The organism is Ketobacter alkanivorans (genome assembly GCF_002863865.1).
GTDB lineage: Bacteria > Pseudomonadota > Gammaproteobacteria > Pseudomonadales > Ketobacteraceae > Ketobacter > Ketobacter alkanivorans.
The window spans coordinates 291391-313649 of the sequence record NZ_CP022684.1 but is presented as its reverse complement, the minus strand read 5'-3'; the positions used below and the strand labels follow the sequence as shown (position 1 = coordinate 313649).

19 protein-coding genes are annotated in these 22259 nt (G+C 50.7%); 9 read left to right on the top strand and 10 right to left on the bottom strand.

Features of this window, described 5'->3' with window-relative positions:
• Window positions 1-2: 2 nt before the first annotated feature.
• Window positions 3-1595: a lytic transglycosylase gene (locus Kalk_RS01415; RefSeq protein WP_101896167.1), complete on the bottom strand. Its 1593-nt coding sequence runs from the start codon at window positions 1593-1595 to the stop codon at window positions 3-5.
• 168 nt (window positions 1596-1763) lie between these two features.
• Complete coding sequence (gene gloB / locus Kalk_RS01410; RefSeq protein ID WP_199767989.1) at window positions 1764-2543, bottom strand: hydroxyacylglutathione hydrolase; 780 nt, start codon at window positions 2541-2543, stop codon at window positions 1764-1766.
• An 86-nt stretch (window positions 2544-2629) separates the two neighbouring features.
• On the opposite strand from gloB, the gene Kalk_RS01405 reads away from it, so the two are divergent.
• The 8 genes from Kalk_RS01405 to Kalk_RS01370 all read left to right on the top strand — a co-directional run bounded on the left by Kalk_RS01405 (window position 2630) and on the right by Kalk_RS01370 (window position 10233).
• Complete coding sequence (locus tag Kalk_RS01405; RefSeq protein WP_101892510.1) at window positions 2630-3448, top strand: class I SAM-dependent methyltransferase; 819 nt, start codon at window positions 2630-2632, stop codon at window positions 3446-3448.
• Entirely contained in the window at window positions 3445-3888 is a 444-nt protein-coding gene (rnhA, locus tag Kalk_RS01400) for a ribonuclease HI (RefSeq protein ID WP_324775028.1), read from the top strand. The genes Kalk_RS01405 and rnhA overlap by 4 nt, the downstream gene beginning before the upstream one ends.
• 3 nt (window positions 3889-3891) lie before the next feature.
• Entirely contained in the window at window positions 3892-4605 is a 714-nt protein-coding gene (gene dnaQ, locus Kalk_RS01395; RefSeq protein WP_101892508.1) for a DNA polymerase III subunit epsilon, read from the top strand.
• 271 nt (window positions 4606-4876) lie between these two features.
• Entirely contained in the window at window positions 4877-6589 is a 1713-nt protein-coding gene (locus Kalk_RS01390) for a hypothetical protein (protein ID WP_101892507.1), read from the top strand.
• 12 nt (window positions 6590-6601) lie between these two features.
• Window positions 6602-7420 (top strand): NAD(+) diphosphatase, encoded by an 819-nt coding sequence (gene nudC / locus Kalk_RS01385; RefSeq protein WP_101892506.1) that lies wholly within the window; start codon window positions 6602-6604, stop codon window positions 7418-7420.
• 25 nt (window positions 7421-7445) lie between these two features.
• Window positions 7446-8102 carry a hypothetical protein gene (locus tag Kalk_RS01380; protein WP_101892505.1) on the top strand — a complete coding sequence of 219 codons (657 nt, stop codon included), beginning with the start codon at window positions 7446-7448 and terminating at the stop codon, window positions 8100-8102.
• An 81-nt stretch (window positions 8103-8183) separates the two neighbouring features.
• Window positions 8184-9221 (top strand): protease SohB, encoded by a 1038-nt coding sequence (gene sohB, locus Kalk_RS01375; RefSeq protein ID WP_101896165.1) that lies wholly within the window; start codon window positions 8184-8186, stop codon window positions 9219-9221.
• 10 nt (window positions 9222-9231) lie between these two features.
• The gene (locus tag Kalk_RS01370) at window positions 9232-10233 is read left to right on the top strand and encodes a YhdH/YhfP family quinone oxidoreductase (RefSeq protein ID WP_101892504.1); all 1002 of its coding nucleotides are present in this window, start codon (window positions 9232-9234) and stop codon (window positions 10231-10233) included.
• Here the strand turns inward: Kalk_RS01370 and Kalk_RS01365 are convergent.
• The 7 genes from Kalk_RS01365 to metH form a co-directional block, all read right to left on the bottom strand.
• Window positions 10230-11396: a cation:proton antiporter gene (locus Kalk_RS01365; RefSeq protein ID WP_101892503.1), complete on the bottom strand. Its 1167-nt coding sequence runs from the start codon at window positions 11394-11396 to the stop codon at window positions 10230-10232. The two genes, Kalk_RS01370 and Kalk_RS01365, sit on opposite strands and share 4 nt — an antisense overlap.
• A gap of 62 nt (window positions 11397-11458) precedes the next feature.
• Window positions 11459-12505, bottom strand: a complete 1047-nt coding sequence (locus tag Kalk_RS01360; RefSeq protein WP_101892502.1) for a methyltransferase domain-containing protein — start codon at window positions 12503-12505, stop codon at window positions 11459-11461.
• A 117-nt stretch (window positions 12506-12622) separates the two neighbouring features.
• Window positions 12623-13114 carry a DUF934 domain-containing protein gene (locus Kalk_RS01355; RefSeq protein ID WP_101892501.1) on the bottom strand — a complete coding sequence of 164 codons (492 nt, stop codon included), beginning with the start codon at window positions 13112-13114 and terminating at the stop codon, window positions 12623-12625.
• Window positions 13104-14756 (bottom strand): nitrite/sulfite reductase, encoded by a 1653-nt coding sequence (locus Kalk_RS01350; protein ID WP_101892500.1) that lies wholly within the window; start codon window positions 14754-14756, stop codon window positions 13104-13106. Before Kalk_RS01350 ends, Kalk_RS01355 begins: the two co-directional genes overlap by 11 nt.
• A 191-nt stretch (window positions 14757-14947) precedes the next feature.
• Window positions 14948-15193, bottom strand: a complete 246-nt coding sequence (locus Kalk_RS01345) for a DUF2970 domain-containing protein (RefSeq protein ID WP_101892499.1) — start codon at window positions 15191-15193, stop codon at window positions 14948-14950.
• A 17-nt stretch (window positions 15194-15210) separates the two neighbouring features.
• Window positions 15211-16548: an MATE family efflux transporter gene (locus tag Kalk_RS01340; RefSeq protein ID WP_233716779.1), complete on the bottom strand. Its 1338-nt coding sequence runs from the start codon at window positions 16546-16548 to the stop codon at window positions 15211-15213.
• Window positions 16549-16553: 5 nt separating this feature from the next.
• Window positions 16554-20240: a methionine synthase gene (gene metH, locus Kalk_RS01335; RefSeq protein WP_101892497.1), complete on the bottom strand. Its 3687-nt coding sequence runs from the start codon at window positions 20238-20240 to the stop codon at window positions 16554-16556.
• A 228-nt stretch (window positions 20241-20468) separates the two neighbouring features.
• Between metH and nfuA the strand changes: the two genes are divergently transcribed.
• A complete protein-coding gene (nfuA, locus tag Kalk_RS01330; RefSeq protein ID WP_101896164.1) occupies window positions 20469-21065 on the top strand; it encodes a Fe-S biogenesis protein NfuA in 597 nt (198 codons plus the stop codon).
• 81 nt (window positions 21066-21146) lie between these two features.
• On the opposite strand, the gene Kalk_RS01325 is transcribed toward nfuA, so the two are convergent.
• Window positions 21147-22214 (bottom strand): 3-deoxy-7-phosphoheptulonate synthase, encoded by a 1068-nt coding sequence (locus Kalk_RS01325; protein WP_101892496.1) that lies wholly within the window; start codon window positions 22212-22214, stop codon window positions 21147-21149.
• Between the last annotated feature and the right edge of the window lie 45 nt (window positions 22215-22259).

Below are 22259 nucleotides of genomic sequence, written 5' to 3'. Positions count from 1 at the left end.
CCTCAAGGCGCATTTGCCACATCCACGTAGAGCGTGAGCATGTCCCCGGGCTGCAGATACTTTCGGGTATCAATTTTATTCCACTGCTTCAGCTGCCCTAATGATACGTTGAACTTCCCAGCGATCCCCGCGTAAGAATCACCGCTACGCGCCCTATAGCGTATTTTTCGCATGCGTTGATCCTTCATCCCTGTGGCAACCTGTTGTGGCTGTTTTGTCCACACTACCAGTTTTTTCCCGGTCGACAGGGTGTCGGTGGGGGCCATGCTGTTCCACTTCGCCAATGAACGATGGTCAACGCCGTAGTGTCGGGAGATGGACCAAAAGCTCTCACCTGATTGCACCGTGTGCATGATTTTGTTCTTGCCGGAGACAGAGCGATTCTGCTTGGTTTCAAGACGCTGATCGGCGCTAAGGCTGTAGTGATTGAGGGGCTCGGATGATTGTGGAATCAGAAGGGTTTTTCCGGCTCTGATGGTGTTGCTGTGGAGCTGGTTTACTTGTTTCAAAAGTTCGGGCGTGATGTTGTGCTTGGATGAAATGGACAAAATGGAATCACCGGGCTTAATGGTGTAGCGAGCCCATTCCACGCGCTTGTTCGGCGGTAATTGTGCCACGGCGTCTCGCATGATCTGGGCTTTTTCAACCGGCACCAGCAGGCGATGCGGGCCGTCGGGGTCAGTGGCCCAACGGTTAAAACCCGGGTTGAGTCGGTATAGCTCATTGATCGACATTTCAGCCATCTTTGCGGCCAAGGCCAGATCCAGTTGAGCGCCTATATCAATAGACTCAAAAAACGGCTGATACGGGTAATCTATCAAGGTAATGCCGTATTTCTCCGGGTTATCGAATAGCTGTGCGATGGCCACCAGTTTGGGGACATAGGCCCGAGTCTCTTTGGGCAAATCCAGTGACCAAAAGTCGGTGGGCTTGCCCAGCCGCTTGTTCTTGCGAATGGCATTGCGCACTGTACCGGCACCGGAATTGTACGAGGCCAAAGCTAACATCCAGTCTCCATCAAACTGGTTATTGAGGGATTCCAGATAGTTCATGGCTGCGTCGGTTGCGGCAACAATGTCACGCCGGCCTTCGTACCACCAGGTTTGCTTCAGCCCGAATGCGCGCCCGGTTCCGGGTATAAACTGCCAGATGCCGGCAGCGCGACCGTGGGAGTAAGCAAAAGGATCGTAGGCGCTTTCTACGATTGGCAGCAGCGCCAGTTCGCTGGGTAAGCCCCGCTTTTTGGACTCTTCGATGATGTAATAAAGATACGGTTCGGCCCGCTGGGTGACCCGGTCAAGATAGGATTGGTGCTTGGCGTACCAGTCCCGCTGCACTTTGATGCGAGGATTATCTGCATTCAGGTCGAGGATGGTGTTCTTGCGATACACCTCCCACATGGAGACAGCAATCTCTGCGTTGCTCTCCCCAGAATGACTATCCATAAGGAGCACGTCATCGGAGGCATCGGGGATATAGTATTCAGGGCCATCATAGAAAGTTTCTTCGGCGGCCGCTTCCTCTGCATCCAGGATATCGTTAATCAACGGGGCTACGCTGGCCTCGTAGGTAACAATTTCGGGTTCCTTAGTCATGTTCGAGGTACAGGACAGTGTGAACAGCGATGATACGACAATAAGGCTGGGAAGCCTGAACAGCAATTTAGACGAACTCAACACGTAGGATTCCGGAAGTCATGATGCCAATAGGTTAGGCGGGTATTGTATGGACAGTGCCTACCTAGAACAATTCGGTGAAAAGCGTTAGAAATTGTCTTTCCACTGTCGCAGTGTAGCAAAACTGGCCAGGACATTGGCGGGACGCTCTCCGCATTTTGATTGTAAAGTCCGCAATACCGACTCTTTATCTGCTCGAAGAAAGGGGTTCACCTTCAGCTCCAGACCAATAGAGGATGGCAAGCTGGGCAAATTTTGATCACGCAACTTCATGACCTCTTTTATACGCTTGGCCACGTCTTCGTTGTCGGGCTCCACCGCTTGCGCGAATTTGAGGTTGGCGGTGGTGTATTCATGGGTGCAGCAAACGGTGGTCTCAACCGGCAATGCCGCCAGAGTCTGAAGTGAGTCATGCATTTGTTCAGGCGTGCCTTCGAACAGCCGTCCGCAACCTGAGGAGAACAGAGTGTCACCACAAAACAGCAGGGGGCCTTTGGGTGTTTCTTTAGCGTAGTAGGCAATGTGGCCCAAGGTATGGCCCGGCACATCGATTACCCCAAATGTGATTCCCCATGCCAGCTCAATGGTGTCACCACCAGACAGCGGTTGAGTGCAGCCAGGAATGGTTTCTGTCGCCGGGCCCCAAACGGGTATGCCGGGATAAGCCGCCACAAGAGGGGCAATACCGGATACATGATCCCAGTGATGATGGGTAATCAAGATCCCTTTCAAATCGAGCGAGCGATCCTTTAGATAGTCCAGTACCGAATCGGCTTGCCCTGGGTCCACTACATAGGCAGTTTGGTTGTCATGAAGACACCATATATAGTTATCAGTAAACACGGGTAACGGATGAAGAGTCAGCATGGATTATGGTAACCTGATGTTTGATTGTTTTATTTAGCCTACTCATCCAGCCACTGAACGAGCCATAGCAGGACAGCCGAGAGACTATGAGTTTACCCAGACTATTCAAGCCGTTTCAACAGGTGCATGGTGCATCGGTTCATCCGCTGCTCACCAAATGGTTTGAATCAGAGCTGGGTCAGGAACTGCTCGAAGAGGAGCAGGACATCCTTGATCGGGTGCTGCCCTCCATGTTTGGCTATCATTTAGTGCAGACCGGTATTGGCAGACCCCATTGGCTAGCGGGCACGAGCACCATTCACAACAAACTTTACGTCAGTGAAAAGCCGCAACACCATGATCAATATCGTTGTGTATGCAGCCGTTTGGATGAACTGGCGCTGGCGACAGAAAGTGTGGATGTAGCAATTTTGCACCATAGCCTGGATTTCGATAGCTCGCCTCATCGTGCTCTGCGGGAGATTTCCCGTGCGGTGATTCCCGGCGGGCGTATTGTCATTGTCGGCTTTAATCCGTGGAGTATCTGGGGGTTGGGTCGTTTCTTTCTGATGCAAACCGCAGGCATGCCCTGGAGTGGCAACTTTATTAGCCCCTATCGCCTGTCAGACTGGCTGAAGCTGCTGGATTTCCACGTCGAAGGATACGAGAGCACAGCGTTCGGCCTGCCCACCGCCAATCGCCGCACTCGCAAGCTGTTTAACTGGATCGCCTATCTTGGGCAGCGCATCTGGCAACAGCGCGGCGGCGTTTACGTCCTTGTGGCGGTCAAACAGGTTTCAACCCTTACCCCAATCAAACCCCGCTTCCGTACCGTGAAGGACACCTTGGTTAACATCCCCATAGCGGGAATCGCCAAGCCGTCCACACGACACCAGTGCAACCCGGGAAGCAGTTCGGAGTCATAATGGATTTTGTAGAAATATTCACCGATGGTGCCTGCAAGGGAAACCCAGGGCCAGGTGGCTGGGGTGTTCTGTTGCGTTTTAACGGCGTTGAAAAAAGCCTGAAAGGCGCAGAAAAAGACACCACTAACAACCGCATGGAGTTAACGGCCGCGTTAGAAGGCCTGAAAAGCTTGAAGCGCCCCTGCAAGGTCAGCCTCACAACGGACTCTCAATACGTGCGCAAAGGTATTACCGAATGGATACATGGCTGGAAAAAGAAAGGCTGGAAGAATGCCAGCAAACAACCGGTGAAAAATGCCGACCTCTGGCAGTCACTGGATGCTGTTCGCCAGCAGCATGAAGTGGAGTGGCATTGGGTAAAAGGGCACAGCGGTCATCGAGAGAACGAAATAGTGGATCAACTGGCAAATCAGGCCATCGATGAAATGTTAGGGCGTTAGGTTATGAGACAGATAGTACTGGATACTGAAACCACAGGCCTGGAGCCTGCTGAAGGTCACCGAATCATTGAAATCGGCTGCGTGGAAATGGTCAACCGCCGCCTGACCGGGAACAACTTCCACCGCTATTTGCAACCCGATCGAGAGATAGACGACGGCGCAATCGAAGTGCACGGTATCACCAATGAGTTCCTGGTGGACAAACCTCGCTTCAAAGACATCGCGCAGGAGTTTCTCGATTACATCAAGGGTGCTCAATTAGTCATCCATAATGCCGCATTTGACGTGGGCTTTATGGATCATGAGTTTCGGCTGGTAGGGCCGCAGCTGGGCAAAACTGAGGATCACTGTACGGTTCTTGATACGCTGCTGATGGCCAGAAAGATGCATCCGGGCCAGCGCAACAGTCTGGATGCTCTCTGTAAACGCTACGAAATAGACAACTCCCACCGGGATCTGCACGGCGCACTGCTGGATGCCGAGATATTGGCTGACGTTTACCTCGGCATGACCGGTGGCCAGACCAACCTAATCCTATCCACCGGTGATGGCGGGGAAGAGGGCGGAATAACCGGGGCAGCCATCAAACGTCTGCCAACGGACAGGCCCCCCTTGCGGGTGCTCCAAGCCACCCCTGAAGAATTGGTGTTACACGAAGAAAGGCTGCAGAGCCTCGACAAGATCAGCGGTGGAAACTGCGTCTGGCTCAAGCACTAATATTTTTCCGGTTCTGTGCGGTGGTTCTATTGTTTAAGTTGTCCAAATCTCAATTAAAAGATACATTTAAACAATAGGTTAGCTGTGTTTATTCACGCTCCACCTAAACAACCCCAGTAACATGCGGTCGGGGTGGCTTTATCTCATTGAAGTAAAACAAGAAAAAGAAACTATAATGAGATAAGCCCTGTGTAAACATTCTTAGGTTAGGTGTGCCTTTAAAGCAGCCTGATCCATTGAGTCCGCTTTTAAGAACAAGAACGGTGTCAGCATGCTAACAATTGAAGGTTCAGCCTCACTAAACCTGGTCAAAGAACAGATTGATGAATCACTGTCTATTGCAGAATCCAATCTTGAGCAGTTCGTTGAGGAACCCGAGAACGAAGCCCGTTTAAAAGCGGCAATTGAGCAATTTGCTCTCATAAAGGGCGTGTTCAAACTCATAAACCTGCCAGGCTCTGCCATTCTGTCAGAAGAGCTTGAGCTGCTTGGGCATAAAATACTGGCTCATCACGACAAAAATAATGAACCGGAACTGGCTGCTATCAGCAACGCCATTATGGTGCTGGTTCATTACCTTGAATACGTTGAGGTCAAAAAGCAGGCATTGCCAGTATTGCTGATACCCACCATCAACGAAGTTCGGTTTTTTCTCAATCGCCCCATGATCACCGAAAGCGTATTTTTTGATTTGGGGGAGAATCCACCACGCCCATCGAAAGGCGCTGCGGCAGCACCGGACATGGAACAACTGCAAACATCCGGTCGACGCTTGCGTCATATGTATCAGGTTGGATTGTTAGGCATATTGCGTAACGAAAGTGTTTCGGCCAACGCCAAAATGATGTCCCGCGCGGTTTCCCGTATCGACGCTCTAACCGGAAACGCTCCCATATCCAAGCTGTGGTGGTTAACCCTTGCCGTGCTCGAAGCAATCGGCAAAGAGGCTGTGGAACTGAACGTAGCGCGCAAATCGCTTTTGGGTTTGGTGGATCGGCAAATTAAAAACGTCATTCATCTGGGGGAGTCTGCGCTTAACAAAGAGCCCCCCAAACCCACCGTTCAGGAGTGCGTTTACATCGCATCCCTGGCTGGCCCGGTTGGCGATCATCTCAAAGAGGTGATGGATCTGTTTAAACTGGAAACAGGCGGACTGACCGATGCCAATCTGCGTCAGGAGCAGGAAATACTGCGCGGCCCTGGTGGCACCGTAATTCGCTCAGTCGCTGAGGCCCTGACCGAAGAATTGAATCACATTAAAGACTCGCTGGATTTGGGTGCACGTGGTGCCTCCACCGATGACGAAGGCTTCGAATCCATCGCTGAAGCCATGAGAAAGGTGGGAAATACCCTGATTATGCTCGGCCTGAGCAAAGCCGCTGGCTTGTTCAAAGAGAAGGCAGACATCGTGCGCAATTGGAAAGCCGAAGACGTTGACGCCGAGTCCGATGAGTTCAACCGGGTGGCGGATGCCTTGCTGTACGTAGAAAACAGCGTGGCCACCCTGTCGCCACGTCGCGGCCCAGATAGCAGTCTGTACAGCAGTAAAGCCGAAGAAGCCATGTCTGACGGCATTTCAGTCACCCAGCTTGATGATGCCCGTCGCGTCGTCGTCGGAGAGGCACGGGCCGGGTTATCCCTAGCCAAGCGAGCCATCACCTCATTTATGGACTCTAACTGGGATGGCATGCACCTCAACAACGTACCGGTCACTCTTAAGTCCGTATGGGGCGGCTTATTGTTTTTACAGCTGCATCGAGCTGCCGCGGTGGTTGAAGCCTGCGAAGCCTTCATCGAGAATCAATTGATCCGAGATCGCAGTGCGCCCCCTACAACAGCCTTAATGGAAACCCTGGCCGATGCCATCACCAGCGTGGACTATTTCCTCGAAGGCATGGAGGACGATAAGCCCATCGGCGAAGGCATCATGGAAGTAGCGGAAGAAAGCATGCAGGAACTGGGTTATCCGGTTAAAGCGGCATAACGGTTGAATGTAATGGATTTTGTACCCGGAGTCATTGCCCCCGACGATCACGAAGGCGAAGCCATATGGTTTGCATTTCATAAAGGCAGGCTTTTGATGGTGCAGGATCAGTATGGGTTGATGGTGCCGCAGATTGACCGTTTCTCACTGCTGGGCATTCCCCATCGTAGCCCCCATTATTTAGGCCAACTGCAAAGCAGCCCCTGCTATGCCGTTACGCTGGAATGTGAGGGCCCGTTGCCACCCAACTACATGCTGCACGACCTACGTCGCGTGGCCATGATGGTCGACCCGAATCTGTTTATGATCGCCGGTAAAGCGCGACAGGTTCTGGATTGGGATACCAACCACCGCTTTTGTGGCCGCTGCGGCACAGAAACAGTGCATCACGACAGGGATAGGGCCAAACTGTGTCCTAGCTGTGGCCACACCCAGTACCCCCGTATTTCGCCTTGCATCATCGTGTTGGTGACCAAAGGCACTGAGATACTGTTAGCTCGATCACCGAATTTCCCCCAGGGCATGTTCTCAACCCTCGCAGGGTTTGTGGAGGCGGGTGAAACCCTCGAAATGGCTGTGCATCGTGAGATACAAGAAGAGGTGGGGGTACGGGTTAAGAATTTGGAATACAAAGGCAGCCAACCGTGGCCTTTCCCCCATTCACTCATGATTGGGTTTCATGCTGAATACGCAGGTGGCGACATTATCCTAGAGGATGATGAAATCGAAGAGGCGGGGTGGTGGAACATCAATGACCTGCCATCTATCCCACCGCGAGGCTCAATTTCCCATGAGCTAATTGCACAATATCTGGCAACAATGTCAACCTGACGGCTAATTACAACGGAATCACTCTATGCAATATCAATGGATCACAGCGCCGTTTGCCATCTTCAGCCTTATCTTGCTGGTGATCGCTCTGTTCATGTTATTACGCAAGGATTGGATTCTGGGCTGGATCAAAGGCACAGCAGGATTCCTCTTTCTCACTCTTTCTATCATCATGGGCCTGACCGCCCTGAACGTAAACGCATATCGGCCTGTGGACAAAGAAGTCACAGTGGCCACCATCAGTTTTGACAAGCTCGATAACCAGTTTTACAAGGCCAACGTCGTCATGTCCTCCAGTGGCTCGGAAATGCCATTCGAGATCAGCGGTGACCTTTGGCAAGTGGATGCCCGAGTAATCAAGTGGAAAGGGCTACTCGCAACCTTGGGCGGGCGTCCTGGTTATAAGTTGGATCGCATTCAGGGCCGCTACTTCACACTTGAGGACGAGCGCACCAAGCCCCGCAGCATCTACGCTCTCAGCAATCCTGATGTAGGCTTCGATCTGTGGAATGCGCTGGATAGCCTGTCCAATCACTTTGCGTGGTTTGATGCTGAATATGGCAGCGCCACCTTTCTCCCCATGGCCGATGGTGCCTTGTTTACCATCCAGCTCACCAACAACGGCCTGATTGCACGCCCGGAAAACGACCGTGCAATCATTGCCATCAAAGAATGGGAATAGGTAGGATTCCCATTGCCTTTGCGGTATCTTATGGCCTCGAATAACATTCAGGATCCATCCTAGCTACGAGGTTTTTACGTGATCGAATTTTTGTCTGAATACGGCCTTTTTCTTGCCAAGGCCGTAACCGTCGTTATCGCCATCATCATGATCATCAGTGTGGCGGCAGCCAGTGCACAATCCCGGCAGCGACGTGACCACAAAGGCGAAATAATGGTTACGCCTCTCAATGATTTTTTCGATGATCTTCAAGACACCCTGCGCCATTACCTGCTGGACAAGCACGAGCTGAAAGAGCTTGAAAAAGCACGCAAAAAGGAAGAAAAGGCCAAGAAAAAAATCAAGGATGAACCACGTCGAAAGCGTATTTTTGTGCTGGATTTTGATGGTGATGTCAAAGCCTCTGGTGTAGAGCATTTTGCCAACGAAATTACCGCCGTGCTGACGATGGTTGAACGCCAGGACGAGGTGGTGCTCCGTCTGGAAAGCCCAGGCGGGCAAGTACATTCCTATGGACTGGCATCCTCACAGTTAGAGCGCTTTCGCCAAAGAGAGATCCCGTTAACAGTGTGCGTCGATAAAGTGGCTGCCAGCGGTGGCTACATGATGGCATGCACCGCCAATAAGATAATCGCGGCACCCTTTGCCATACTTGGTTCCATCGGAGTCGTCGCCGAACTGCCGAACTTCAATCGCATTCTTCGTAAATACGATGTCGACTACGATATTTATACCGCTGGCGAATTCAAACGCACTGTGACCATGCTGGGTGAGAATACCGACGAAGGCAAAAAGAAATTCGTTGAGGAAATCGAAGAAACCCACGTTTTGTTTAAAGAGCTGATCAAACGCAACCGCCCATCATTGGACGTCGACACCGTTGCAACCGGAGAGCATTGGTATGGCAATCAATGCTTGGAAAAAGGCCTGATCGACGACATTCAAACCAGCGATGATTATTTATATGCCGCCAGCAAGGATTGCGACATCTACGAAGTCTCGTATGAGATGAAGAAGACCATGGCAGACCGTCTGGGGTTCGCAATGGAAGGTGCCCTCACCAAGTCGCTCACCCGACTAATGGGATCACTTACCTCACGTGGCAAGAGCCTGGTATAAGGAGATTCAAATGACGAACACATTCAAAGCATTTCTGGTTACCGAATCCGATTCAGGCTTCGATCATTCTATTGTTGAGCGTAAAACAGAAGAGCTGCCTGCTGGGGATGTAGTAATAGATGTTGAATATTCGTCATTGAACTATAAAGACGCGTTGTCTGCCTCTGGCAACCGTGGCGTTACCAGAAAATACCCTCATGTACCCGGTATTGATGCAGCGGGAACGGTAGTGTCTTCCACCGACTCACACTATAAACCCGGTGATGCCGTTATCGTCACAGGATACGACCTGGGGATGAACACTTCTGGCGGTTTTGCAGGTCGGATTCGGGTGCCTGCCAACTGGGTGGTTTATCGCCCTGATAACCTTAGCGCAGAAAACGCCATGGCCTTTGGTACCGCAGGGTTTACCGCAGCCATGAGCGTGGACACATTACTGCAAGTGGGAATTTCGCCGGAGCAGGGGCCAGTCCTGGTGACAGGTGCCACCGGTGGTGTTGGTATCATTGCGGTGTGGTTGTTGCACAACCTTGGATTTACGGTAGTTGCCAGCACTGGCAAGACTGGTCACGAAGAGCTGCTGAAAGCCGCTGGTGCCAGCAGCGTTGTGCAGCGTGAAACCCTTTTGGAAAACGCTAATCGCCCCATGAACAAACCCCAATGGGCCGCTGCCGTTGATACGGTGGGGGGCGCAGTGTTGGGTAACCTGCTCAAATCGATCCAGTACGGTGGCAGCGTAGCATGCTGCGGCATGGTTGCCGGTAATGATCTGAACACCAGCGTATTTCCTTTCATACTGCGAGGCGTGAATCTGCTGGGTGTTGATTCAGTGGAGTTACCCCTGGACGTTAAACAAGACATCTGGAACATGATCGGTAAGCAATGGCTGTTCCCGAACTTTGGCGAATTCAAGCAGAAAACCACCCAGACAATCGGCCTGGAACAACTACCCGAGGCCATCGCCCAGGTGCTAAAAGGCCAGCATACCGGGCGCTATCTGGTAAAAATCTAGTCTCTGCGCAACCGGTCGGATATAGCGATGGGTGTGGGAAAGCGGAACACCACAATATAAGTGGATATCAAAAATGTCAGAATGGCGGTAGCTTGAATCACATGAGCTGCTACCACCCCGATCAAACCCTGCGCACTGGCGATAAAGGCAATCAACAAAGAGAATTCGCTGGTTTGACCTAGCCTGAAACCTGCCTCCCAGGAAAGAGACTTCGATTCCCCTGTCACACTCAGTAATTTGGCGTGCAGCACCGGCTTCAACACCAATACCAGCGCAGTGATCAGGATACTGGGCAGCCAAATCTGTTCGATTAGCCCTAAATTGAACCCAGCGCCGATGGAGAAGAAGAATAATATCAGGAAAAAATCACGCAATGGCTTCAGGTTAGTGGCGATGTATTGCGCAATCGGACTGTTAGCAAGGCTGATTCCCGCAATAAAGGCTCCGATTTCCAGTGATAAACCCAAGGCTTGAGCCAGTTCCGCCACCCCAAGGCACCAGCCGATGGCCAACAGAAAAATATATTCGTGGAAACGATCGAACCTGGTCAGTAGCGGCAATATGATCCAGCGTACGGTATAGCGAGCACCAATCAATAACCCGGGTAACGATATCCCAACCCCAAGCCATGCGCCAACGTCACCAATATGGTCAGTACCAGAAAGCAATATCAAGGTAATGATGGCGAGAATATCCTGTATCAACAAGATCGCGATCAACACCTCACCGGTATGCTTATGATGCAGCATGGTGGTGGGCAGCAGCTTAATACCAATAATGGTACTGGAGAACATGAGGGATATGCCAATCAACCCGGATTCAAGCCAGCTGAATTGAAACTGCCGACAGATCAGCGTGCCCAGTACGCATAGAATCACCCCACTGGTGATGGTGACAAATGCACTGCGACCAATCAACTTACCAAAGTTTCTGGGCTGTAGATCCAGCCCCAATAGAAACAGCAGGAATATGATGCCAATGTGGCTGATCTGCTCGAGAATTTTACTGTCAGACACCAAATCCAGGCCGAAAGGGCCAAACAACCCACCCAGCACAATGTAGCCAACAATCAAGGGTTGCCGTGTGAGCAAGGCGAAGGAAGAAATCACCGCAGCGCCACTGAAAATCAGGAATATCGAAAAAACGATGGACTCAGAACCCATGGAAACAACCCCCAGACATTTCTATCAGTTTAGCAAATTGAATTAGCTGAGGGGCGTCATTTTTAGCAACAACCTCCGCCGCTGGATTCCACTACGTACTGATCGAAGGGAAGAGAGGTGCCGCAACCTTCGAAAATACCATAGTGATTATCCCAGTTACCGATGAACTCAAAATGTGCGCTGAAGCGAGTGTCATTCAGCATGCGATAGGTATTACCACAAACCGGGAACACCTTGCCGGTTTCAATAAAGTGGTGCTTATCCAGCACAAAGTGATTGGGTTGATGCGGGATGGAGCCTTTATAAATAACCGCCTGGCCATAATCTTCACAAGCCGGTTCCAGCTGTTCAATTTTGAACAGTCTGTAGGTAGCACTGAAAAATTCAATATGGCCGATACGTTGTTCAATTGCCGGGTTATCAATGGTAAGAGGTCGATCTTCCACCAAGCGCGGATCGGCAAATCCGCAGCGCTTGGCCAGGTTAACGAAGTCATTCCAATACAATGCACCGCTGAGGCATTCGCCATACAGCAGTGGATCAGACACCAAATGTTCAGGAACCCGTTTATTGGAGTAAACGTCCGAAAAGTACATTTCGCCGCCGGGTTTCAACAGACGATGAGCCTGCTTCAGTACTGCCTCTTTGTCAGGAGACAGGTTAATCACGCAATTGGATATGATGATGTCGAATGAAGCATCTGGCAGATCAAGTTCATCCAGTTTTTCAATATAGCCTTTTAGAAAACGCACGTTAGGTTGCTTAAAACCAAACTGCTGTGCATGGTATTCCTTGTGGGCATCTGCCACGGCGAGCTGCTCGTCGGTCATATCAACGCCCACCACAAAACCGTCTTCGCCTACTAGGGCAGACAATGCATAACAATCACGGCCAGAGCCGCTGCCCAAATCGAGGATTTTCATACCCTCCAATACATCGGGAGCAATCAGGCCGCAGCCGTAATAACGGGTCATCACTTCATCGTGGATTTTTGACAGTATGGGCTTCAGATAATCAGGCAGATCGCTGTCGGTACAACATGCGCTGGTCTGCAGATCGTCGCTGCTTTGAAGGGTCTTGCCATAATAGTCTTTTACTTGTTCATGCATTATCTGTCTCCACAATTCAGATACGATCTAAGACCATACTGTTGTCGGTTTTCTCCCAAAAGAAAAGCCGCACAATTGGCGGCTTCTCATTTTAACACTGCTTTCGAACACTCGACATCATGAACGTCGCTGGTAAATAGGGCGCTTCTCGAATGCATCAGCCTGATACGTCACGGTGAAGTCGGTTAATCCGTTCAGTGCGTCCTCGATGCAGCGATCTTCTCGCGTCTCAAAGCTACTGAAGCCACAGCGCTGCAGATAGAACAGCTGATCCCGCAATACATCACCGCAGGCCCGTAGCTCACCGCCATAGCCCAAGCGCTCACGGATGATGCGAGCCAGTGAATAGCCACGACCATCGCGGAACACTGGAAACTCAATGGCAATAAGATCCAGCTCTTGCACATTGGCGGGCAACTGATCGATTTCAGTATCGCCTGTAACTTTTATGCCAATCTTGCCAGTGCGGCCTGCCAACTGAGGTTGAAGCTCTTCCCATATGGCTGCGTCAATAAGTGCATCGCCAACATCGGGTAACTGACCAGCTTCGGTCACCAGAGTATAAGTATCTTCAACAATCTCTCGATCTTTGATGATTTTACGCGGCATAGACACGCTCCTTGAATGGAGCCATTCCGACCCGCTCATAAGTAGATTGGAAAGACTCACCCTCGATACGTTTCTCGACATAAACGTCAATTATTTTGGTAATAACGTCGGCAATATCGTTCTCGAAGAATGAAGGGCCGACGATTTTACCGATCTTGGCGTCGCGCCCGGAATTACCACCCAATGATACCTGGTAGTATTCTTCACCTTTCTTGTCCACACCCAGGATGCCTATGTTGCCAATATGATGATGACCACAGGCGTTCATACAGCCAGAGATGTTCAGCTCGATCTCACCCAAGTCATAGAGATAATCCAAATCGTCAAAACGACGCTGGATCTGCTCTGCAATAGGAATCGACTTGGCATTTGCCAATGAGCAGAAGTCACCACCTGGGCAACAGATTACGTCAGTCAGGCAGCCGATGTTAGCGGTTGCGAAGCCAAGTGCTTTCAATTGTTGCCAAAGATCAAACAACTGATCCTGTCGCACATCGGCCAATACCACGTTCTGCTTGTGGGTGCTGCGTATTTCACCGAAGCTGAATTGATCAGCCAAGTCAGCGATGGCGGATAGCTCTTCAGTTGTCACATCACCGGGGGCAATGGAGGTTGCCTTCAGCGATAGGGTCACGGCCATATAACCCGACTGCTTGTGTGCGGTGCAGTTGCGCTTGATCCAGGCGTCGAATCCTAGATTTTCTGCTCTGGCTTCCACCATTTCTGCAGGGTTATCTGCCAGAGATTGATAGGCCGGGGCAGGGAAGAACCCTTTCATGCGTTCGATTTCAGCGTCCGGAAGATCCATTTCTGAATCTTTCATTTGCTGCCACTCAGCATCAACTTTTTCACGGAATGCATCTACGCCGAGTGCTTTCACTAAAATTTTGATACGGGCTTTGTATTTGTTGTCACGGCGACCATAACGGTTATAAACCCGCAACACAGCCTCCAAGTAGGAGAGCAGATATTTGCGGGGCAGGGCACTGATGATTTTTTCTGCCACAATCGGTGTACGACCCAAACCACCACCAACCCATATATCAAAAGCGGTGTTGCCTGCGGCATCGCGCACGATCTCAACTCCAATATCATGGAACTTGATAGCGGCGCGATCGGATTCGGCGGCGTTCACGGCAATTTTGAACTTGCGAGGCAGGTAGGCAAACTCAGGGTGGAATGTGCTCCACTGACGAATGATTTCGCAGTAAGGGCGAGGATCTTCGATCTCGTCCGTAGCCACACCGGCGAACTGATCTGTGGTTACGTTGCGAATGCAGTTGCCACTGGTTTGAATGGCGTGCATTTGCACCGACGCCAGTTTATCCAGAATGTCTGGAACCAGCTCCAAAGCAGGCCAGTTGTACTGGATGTTCTGTCGGGTGCTGAAATGTGCATAGCCCTTATCGAAATCACGGGAGATTTCAGCCAGAACCCGAACCTGAGCACTGTTCAGCATGCCGTAGGGAATAGCAACCCGCAACATTGGCGCGTGGCGCTGTACGTACAAGCCGTTCTGCAGCCTCAAGGCCAGAAACTCTTCATCGGACAGCTTGCCGCCGAGATAACGTTCGGTTTGATTGCGATACTGGGCAACCCGTTCTTTCAGCAACTGCTGATCGTATTCTGTATATGCGTACATAACTAAGTTCGTTTACTGCGTTTGACGGTGCGTAACCACATGAAAAATATGGCTTAAGCCGAATTAAACAGGGGTCATGGGATTTTGAGGCGTGCAGGTTACCAGTATGGCTTTATTCATAAAAGGAATATTTTGAAATATCAATATATCGATTTATGAATAACGAGCATTACCCGCAAGCAATCTGCGGGTCATTTGGCAGCGGAATCCAGGACACTATTCACCACTACGATCATGGTGATCACAATGCCAACAACGGCAATGATGCCCATGGTGATAAACTGAGAGGCATCACCTTTCTTAAAGTCTTGTTGGCGGTTTTTATCGCTCTGAATGCCAAAAATTGCGGCCAGCGTACTCTGCACCAACCCCCAAAAGCCTCGGTCGGCGCTATTGCTATCTGGCGCGCCAGTACTATTGTCAGGTTTTTCAGTCATTTAACCCTCCAGATATCCTATATCTTGATGGTCGCCCAGGTCCGCGACTTCCACTGCCTGGCCATTATAATGGCCTGCAGCAACCTCTGAATCAATTGAAACAGCCAAATTCCAAGCAACCCGTATCCCAGAACCGGACCCACAATGAATGCTGCCGGTATAAAGAACGCCCATTGAAGAATGATACTGATTTTCATTACAGCGCTACTGGCACCCGCACCCAGCAGTGCCTGAGAAAGGATAATGCCGCAGGCGTCCAGGCCAATAAACAACCCGGTAATCTGTAGGGGGGCTCTGGCCAAATCGATCAATTCGGGCTCATGGAAAAAAGTGCTCAAAATCAAATCGGGCACCACAACCAAGGGCAGAGCAATCACCCATAGCAGTACCATGCCTAAAAGAGTTATGTTAACGCCCCAGCGATGAGCATCTTCTGCATCGCCACGCCCTAGAGCCTGACTCACAAGGGAGGTGGCTGCCATTCCCAGTCCCATTGAGGGCAGAATCAGAAACAAGATGATGGTGATCAATACGTGGCCAACGGCCAGCTCTGGAGTGCCTACCCGGGCAATGATCCAAAACAGCATGGTAAGGCCGCCGGCGAAAAACACCTGTTGGATGGAGTTGGGCAGCGCCAATTTCAAGGTGTCACGAATCTGTGGCCAGCGCGGCATAACGGCCAGAAACCCATGCCCTCTTGAGTACATCCAACACTGTATTAAATAGAGAACGCTGGCAATATAAAGTGCCAACGATGTACCGAGGCCGGCACCGTAAACGCCAAGTTCGGGAAAGCCGAAAGCGCCAAATATGAAGCCGTAACTGAGCACCACATTGCAGACATGCATTACGATCAAGGTACGCATATATACCGTAGAGCGATTGACGCCATTCCAGTAGCCGCGAAAGCTGAAATTCATGCCCAGTGCGAAGATCCCAACAATGCGGATGCCAAAATAATCTGCAGCAATCGGCGCGACCAACGGATCATCAATCAGGAATGCCATAAGAGGAGCTGCGCCGAGGTAAAACACCAGGAACAAAGGCAACGCCATCAACAATGCAATGCTCAAGCCTGCATTCAGGGGCAGGGCCATGGCGGTTTCGTTGTTTTCACCGCGGCGGCGCGCCACCATAGCCTGCACCCCTGCGCCCAAGCCAATCACAGCAGCGGAAGCCAGGTAGTTGGTGTTACTGGCCATGCCCACGGCGGCCAAAGCATCACTGCCTAAACTGGACACCATCCACGTATCGACGATATTCAGAATGCTTTGGGATAGCATACCGGCCATAATGGGCAGCGCCAGCACCATTATTTGCTGCAGGCGCGCCCCTGTTGGCCAATATTGCGTCACGATCTTTATGGCTCATACCCAAGATTGGGGCTTAGCCAACGCTCAGCTTCTGCTAACGTCATACCCTTGCGATCGGCATAGTCTTCCACCTGATCTCGATTGATTTTGCCTACTGCATAGTAGCGGGAGTCCGGGTAAGAAAAATACCAACCACTGACTGCTGCCGTTGGGAACATGGCAAAATGTTCAGTAAGGGTGACATCGGTATTTTCGGTTGCGTCCAGCAGGTTAAATAAAGTTTCCTTTTCAGTATGATCCGGGCAGGCAGGGTAGCCAGGCGCGGGGCGGATGCCTTTATATTGCTCTTTAATCAATTGGTCATTACTGAGCTGCTCGTCGTTGGCGTAGCCCCAAAATTCTTTACGAACCCGTTCGTGCATACGCTCGGCTAATGCTTCTGCCAGGCGATCAGCCAGAGATTTCAACAAAATGGCGTTGTAATCATCATGGTTGGCTTCAAACTCAGCTACTTTCTCCTCGACACCGTGCCCTGCGGTCACAACAAAGCCGCCGACATAGTCACGCTTGCTGCCAGCGGGCGCTACGTAGTCTGCCAGGCAAAAGTTGGGGCTATCGTTGGCTTTATCTGTTTGCTGGCGCAGATGATGCAGTACTGCCAGCTCGGAGCCGTCTTCATTTAATAGCGCAACATCATCAGTACCGATACGTTGCGCAGGCCAGAAGCCTATTACTGCTCGGGGGCTAAGCCATTTTTCTGCAATGATTTGCTGCAGCATGGCTTGCGCATCGGCAAACAGCTTGGTGGCTTCTTCTCCCACCACTTTATCTTCCAGAATCTTGGGATACTTTCCTGACAATTCCCACGAAATGAAGAATGGCGTCCAGTCGATTCGATCTACCAGTTCCTGTAAAGGATAATCTCGAAAGACCTTAACACCGGTAAACGTTGGTTTGGGTGGGGTATATGCATCCCAGTCAATTTTATGTGCATTGGCCTTGGCGGCATTATAGCTAAGCAACTTGGTGCGGTTACCGCGTTTAGCGTTGCGCTCACGAATGACCTCATATTCTTCTTTTACCTTGGCATGCAGTTCATTGCGCTGGACTTCATTCAACAGGTTAGAAGCGATATTCACACTCCGAGAGGCGTCCGCCACGTATACGACAGGAGCCTTGTCGAACTGAGGGTCGATTTTAACGGCTGTGTGTGCTTTCGACGTGGTGGCACCGCCAATTAACAGCGGTAAATTAATATCCAGCCGTTGCATTTCTTTAGCCACATGCACCATTTCATCCAGCGATGGCGTGATCAATCCACTGAGGCCAATAATGTCAACATCGTGTTTTTTTGCCTCCGCCAAAATCTTATCGCAAGGCACCATTACACCCAGGTCTATGACCTCGAAATTATTGCATTGCAGCACAACGCCTACGATGTTTTTACCAATATCATGCACATCACCTTTAACGGTCGCCATCAGGATCTTGCCCTTGGCTTTGGTGTGCTCATCCTTTTCGGCCTCTATATAGGGAATCAGATGGGCCACTGACTGCTTCATCACGCGTGCGCTTTTCACCACTTGCGGCAAGAACATTTTGCCCTGACCGAACAAGTCACCAACCACGTTCATGCCATCCATCAATGGGCCTTCGATCACTTCAATAGGGCGCTTGGCTTGCAGGCGCGCTTCCTCTGTGTCCGCAATGATGTGTGTGGTGATACCTTTTACCAAAGCATGCTCAAGGCGCTTGGTTACCGGCAGATCCCTCCAGGCTTCATCCTCTTTGACTTTTTGTCCGCCTTCCCCGCGGAATTGTTCTGCGATCTCTAGCAAACGATCGGTTCCGTCATCCCGTCGATTCAGAATCACGTCTTCCACTCGCTCGCGCAGATCGGCCGGGATGTCTTCGTATATTCCCAGCTGGCCTGCGTTAACGATACCCATGGTCAGGCCAGCCTTGATGGCGTGATACAGGAACACAGTATGTATGGCCTCTCGTACGGGGTCGTTACCTCGAAATGAAAACGACACATTACTGATCCCGCCGGAGGTGAGCGCGTAGGGCAAATTCTCTTTGATATAAGCGCAGGCCTCGATGAAATCCACAGCATAATTGTTATGTTCATCAATGCCGGTGGCCACCGCAAATACGTTAGGATCAAAAATTATGTCCTGGGGCGGAAACCCGATGCCAACCAACAGATCATAGGATCGCTTGGTTATCTCACGCTTACGTTGAACGGTATCTGCCTGGCCCACCTCATCGAATGCCATGACCACAACCGCTGCACCATATTCCATGCATAAACGGGCCTTTTCCAGGAACTCGGCTTCACCTTCTTTCAGGCTGATCGAGTTCACGACCCCCTTGCCCTGAATTCGCTTCAGGCCTTGCTCGATGATTTCCCACTTGGAAGAATCCAGCATGATCGGCACACGACTGATTTCCGGCTCGGAGCCAATCAGGTTCAGAAAGGTGATCATCGCTCCCTCGGAATCCAACATGCCTTCATCCATGTTGATGTCGATGATCTGGGCACCATTTTCCACTTGATCACGAGCAACCTGAAGGGCCTCTTCGAATTGCTCCTCTTTTATCAGGCGACGAAACTTGGCCGACCCCGTCACATTGGTGCGCTCACCAACATTCACAAACAGGGAATGCTCATCAACCGTAAACGGTTCCAGGCCGGAAAGACGCAACGCAGGTTTGATCTTGGGAATCGTGCGCGGGGCAAGACCATCCATCGCTTTGGCAATGGCTTCAATGTGGGCAGGGGAGGTACCGCAGCACCCGCCGATAATATTGATAAACCCACTGCTGGCGAACTCCTTTACGATCTCGGCCATTTCCTCAGGGGTCTGGTCGTAGGCACCAAACTCATTGGGTAAACCTGCGTTCGGGTGCGCGCTGACCCGGCAACTGGCCACACGGGACAATTCCTCTATATAAGGGCGCAGCTGCTCGGCACCCAGGGCACAGTTCAGCCCGATACTGATAGGGTTGGCGTGAATGATCGAGTTGTAAAATGCTTCTGTTGTTTGCCCCGACAGAGTACGGCCGCTGGCATCGGTAATCGTTCCCGAAATCATGATGGGCAGCTCTATGCCATTGTCTCGGAAAAAACGACGCACCGCGAAGATCGCAGCTCGGCAATTGAGGGTATCGAACACGGTTTCGATTAAGATGATGTCCGCACCACCGTCAACCAGTCCTCGAGTTGCTTCTGTATAATTTTCAACCAGCAAATCAAACGTAACATTTCGATATTCAGGGCGGTTCACGTCAGGAGAGATAGAGCAAGTACGACTGGTTGGCCCTAACACACCTGCAACAAAACGAGGCTTATCCGGATTCTCCGCAGTCTTTTCATCGCAAGCCTGGCGAGCCAGTTCAGCGCCGATCTTGTTTAATTCGTAAACGATCTCTTCCAGGTTGTAGTCTGCCTGTGAAACAGCAGTTGAATTGAACGTGTTGGTTTCGATAATATCCGCACCCACGTCCAGGTAGGCTTTGTGAATAGCCGCTATCACATCTGGCCGGGTGAGCGACAGTAAATCGTTGTTTCCCTTGAGATCTTCGCCATGTTCGATGAAGCGATCGCCCCTGTAGTCCTGCTCCTGAAGCTGGTAGGCTTGGATCATTGTCCCCATGGCACCATCCAGAATAAGGATGCGCTGAGCGAGGGCAGAATTAAGGCTTACAAGACGGTCTTCTAGGTTTTTCATCTTAAAATCAGGCTCTTAGAATATACAATGTGCGGAATTCAAAGGGCGATAGTGTACCAGAATGTCTACATTGCATCGGTATCGTTAGGTTGATTATTTTTCATGTTGGCTGCGGTTTTCTTCATCCGCACCATGAATACCCGAGCGCAGTACTTGGTTTTAGATCATCAAAACGCTATGCTACAGATGCACTTTGAATTAGAAGCACCTCGAATTAAAGGTTCAACCATGTCAAATAGTTCAATTACTGTGACCCCATCCGCCCAGGAGTATTTGATTGGGCTGCTCGCAAAGCAAGACAGCGAAGGGATGGGTGTACGTATATTTGTAGAACGACCGGGAACGCCCCATGCGGAGTGCTGCATGGCATACTGCGCCAGCGGAGAAGAGGACGCTACTGACACCAAATTACCGTTTGAGGGATTTAGCGCGTATATCGATGCAGAAAGCCTTCCTTTTCTGGAAGATGCTGTTATTGACTATGCTAAAGATCGCATGGGGGGGCAACTGACCTTCCGCGCACCCAAATCTAAAGTACCCCAGATCGATGACGACGCCAGCATTGAGCAAAAAATAAACTACTACCTGTATAGTGAAATCAATCCTCAGCTGGCATCCCATGGCGGAAACGTTCAGTTAATTGGCTTGGTGGAAGACGATACGGTTGCTGTTCTCAAGTTTGGCGGCGGCTGCCAAGGCTGTGGAATGGTCGATGTTACTTTGAAAGAAGGTATTGAAAAGACGCTGTTGGAGAAAATCCCCCAGCTGAAGCGTGTCACCGATGAAACGGACCACAGCGTGACGGACAACGCCTACTTTAAATAGCGGCAGACGCTCGAAAGCTTGTAGCCCACGCATAAAAAAGGCCCTTAATACGGGCCTTTTTTATCATATGTTGCGGCGCGATTAACGACTGGGCAACACGTCTTTAAGCTTTTCACGCATCTTACGGATACTGGATTCAGTGGTTTCCCAATCGATACAAGCATCCGTTACCGATACGCCGTATTGCATTTGGCTATGATCTTCAGTGATCTTTTGCGCGCCCCAATTAATGTGGCTTTCCACCATCAAGCCAACGATGGACTTGTTGCCTTCCAGGATCTGGTTGGTGACGTTTTCCATTACCAAAGGCTGCAGGCCGGGATCTTTATTGGAGTTGGCGTGACTGCAATCCACCATAATATTCTGAGATAGCTTTTCTTTGGCAAGTTCCTTCTCAGCCAGAGCGACGCTCACTGAATCGTAATTGGGCTTGCCGCCACCACCGCGCAACACCACATGGCCATAGGCATTTCCCTTGGTGTTGATGATGGCTACCTGACCTTCCTGATTGATACCCAGAAAGCTATGGGGGCTGAGAACCGACTGCAACGCGTTCACAGCAACAGTCATAGAGCCGTCTGTTCCGTTCTTAAAGCCCACAGCAGAAGACAAGCCGCTAGACATTTCCCGGTGTGTTTGAGACTCAGTGGTGCGCGCACCAATGGCTGACCAACTGATCAAATCCTGGAGATACTGCGGTGAAATAGGATCCAGCGCCTCAGTGGCAAGGGGCAGCCCGATCTCGGACAAATCCACCAGCAATTTACGCGCTATGTGCAGACCATCCTGAATCTTGAAGGTATCATTCAAGTAAGGGTCATTAATCAAGCCCTTCCACCCAACAGTCGTACGTGGCTTTTCAAAATACACCCGCATTATGAGCAAAATCGTGTCAGATACTTCAGCCGCAAGCTTTTGCAGCCTTTGCGCATAATCTTTAGCGGCATCGACGTCATGAATAGAGCAGGGGCCTACCACTACAAACAAGCGGTGATCCTTACGGTCAAGAATGTTGCGCACGTCCTCACGACCTTTAACAACCACATCGCGGGCTTTATCAGTCAGGGGGATTTCGGCTTTCAATTGACCAGGGGTTATCAACAACTCCTGTGAGGCGACATTTAAATTGTCGACACTATTCTGTGACATCGTTTTTGAATCCTATTTAATCTAGCTTTCAGGTATCATGGGCTG

Bases quoted from the DNA above. Each gene is read 5' to 3' on its own strand.
- metH (WP_101892497.1), bottom strand. From the start codon at position 20,240: ATGAAAAACCTAGAAGACCGTCTTGTAAGCCTTAATTCTGCCCTCGCT.
- Kalk_RS01360 (WP_101892502.1), bottom strand. From the start codon at position 12,505: ATGCATGAACAAGTAAAAGACTATTATGGCAAGACCCTTCAAAGCAGC.
- Kalk_RS01390 (WP_101892507.1), top strand. From the start codon at position 4,877: ATGCTAACAATTGAAGGTTCAGCCTCACTAAACCTGGTCAAAGAACAG.
- Kalk_RS01325 (WP_101892496.1), bottom strand. From the start codon at position 22,214: ATGTCACAGAATAGTGTCGACAATTTAAATGTCGCCTCACAGGAGTTG.
- dnaQ (WP_101892508.1), top strand. From the start codon at position 3,892: ATGAGACAGATAGTACTGGATACTGAAACCACAGGCCTGGAGCCTGCT.
- nfuA (WP_101896164.1), top strand. From the start codon at position 20,469: ATGTCAAATAGTTCAATTACTGTGACCCCATCCGCCCAGGAGTATTTG.
- gloB (WP_199767989.1), bottom strand. From the start codon at position 2,543: ATGCTGACTCTTCATCCGTTACCCGTGTTTACTGATAACTATATATGG.
- Kalk_RS01350 (WP_101892500.1), bottom strand. From the start codon at position 14,756: ATGTACGCATATACAGAATACGATCAGCAGTTGCTGAAAGAACGGGTT.
- Kalk_RS01415 (WP_101896167.1), bottom strand. From the start codon at position 1,595: ATGACTAAGGAACCCGAAATTGTTACCTACGAGGCCAGCGTAGCCCCG.
- Kalk_RS01345 (WP_101892499.1), bottom strand. From the start codon at position 15,193: ATGACTGAAAAACCTGACAATAGTACTGGCGCGCCAGATAGCAATAGC.
- Kalk_RS01365 (WP_101892503.1), bottom strand. From the start codon at position 11,396: ATGGGTTCTGAGTCCATCGTTTTTTCGATATTCCTGATTTTCAGTGGC.
- Kalk_RS01405 (WP_101892510.1), top strand. From the start codon at position 2,630: ATGAGTTTACCCAGACTATTCAAGCCGTTTCAACAGGTGCATGGTGCA.
- nudC (WP_101892506.1), top strand. From the start codon at position 6,602: ATGGATTTTGTACCCGGAGTCATTGCCCCCGACGATCACGAAGGCGAA.
- Kalk_RS01380 (WP_101892505.1), top strand. From the start codon at position 7,446: ATGCAATATCAATGGATCACAGCGCCGTTTGCCATCTTCAGCCTTATC.
- Kalk_RS01370 (WP_101892504.1), top strand. From the start codon at position 9,232: ATGACGAACACATTCAAAGCATTTCTGGTTACCGAATCCGATTCAGGC.
- Kalk_RS01355 (WP_101892501.1), bottom strand. From the start codon at position 13,114: ATGCCGCGTAAAATCATCAAAGATCGAGAGATTGTTGAAGATACTTAT.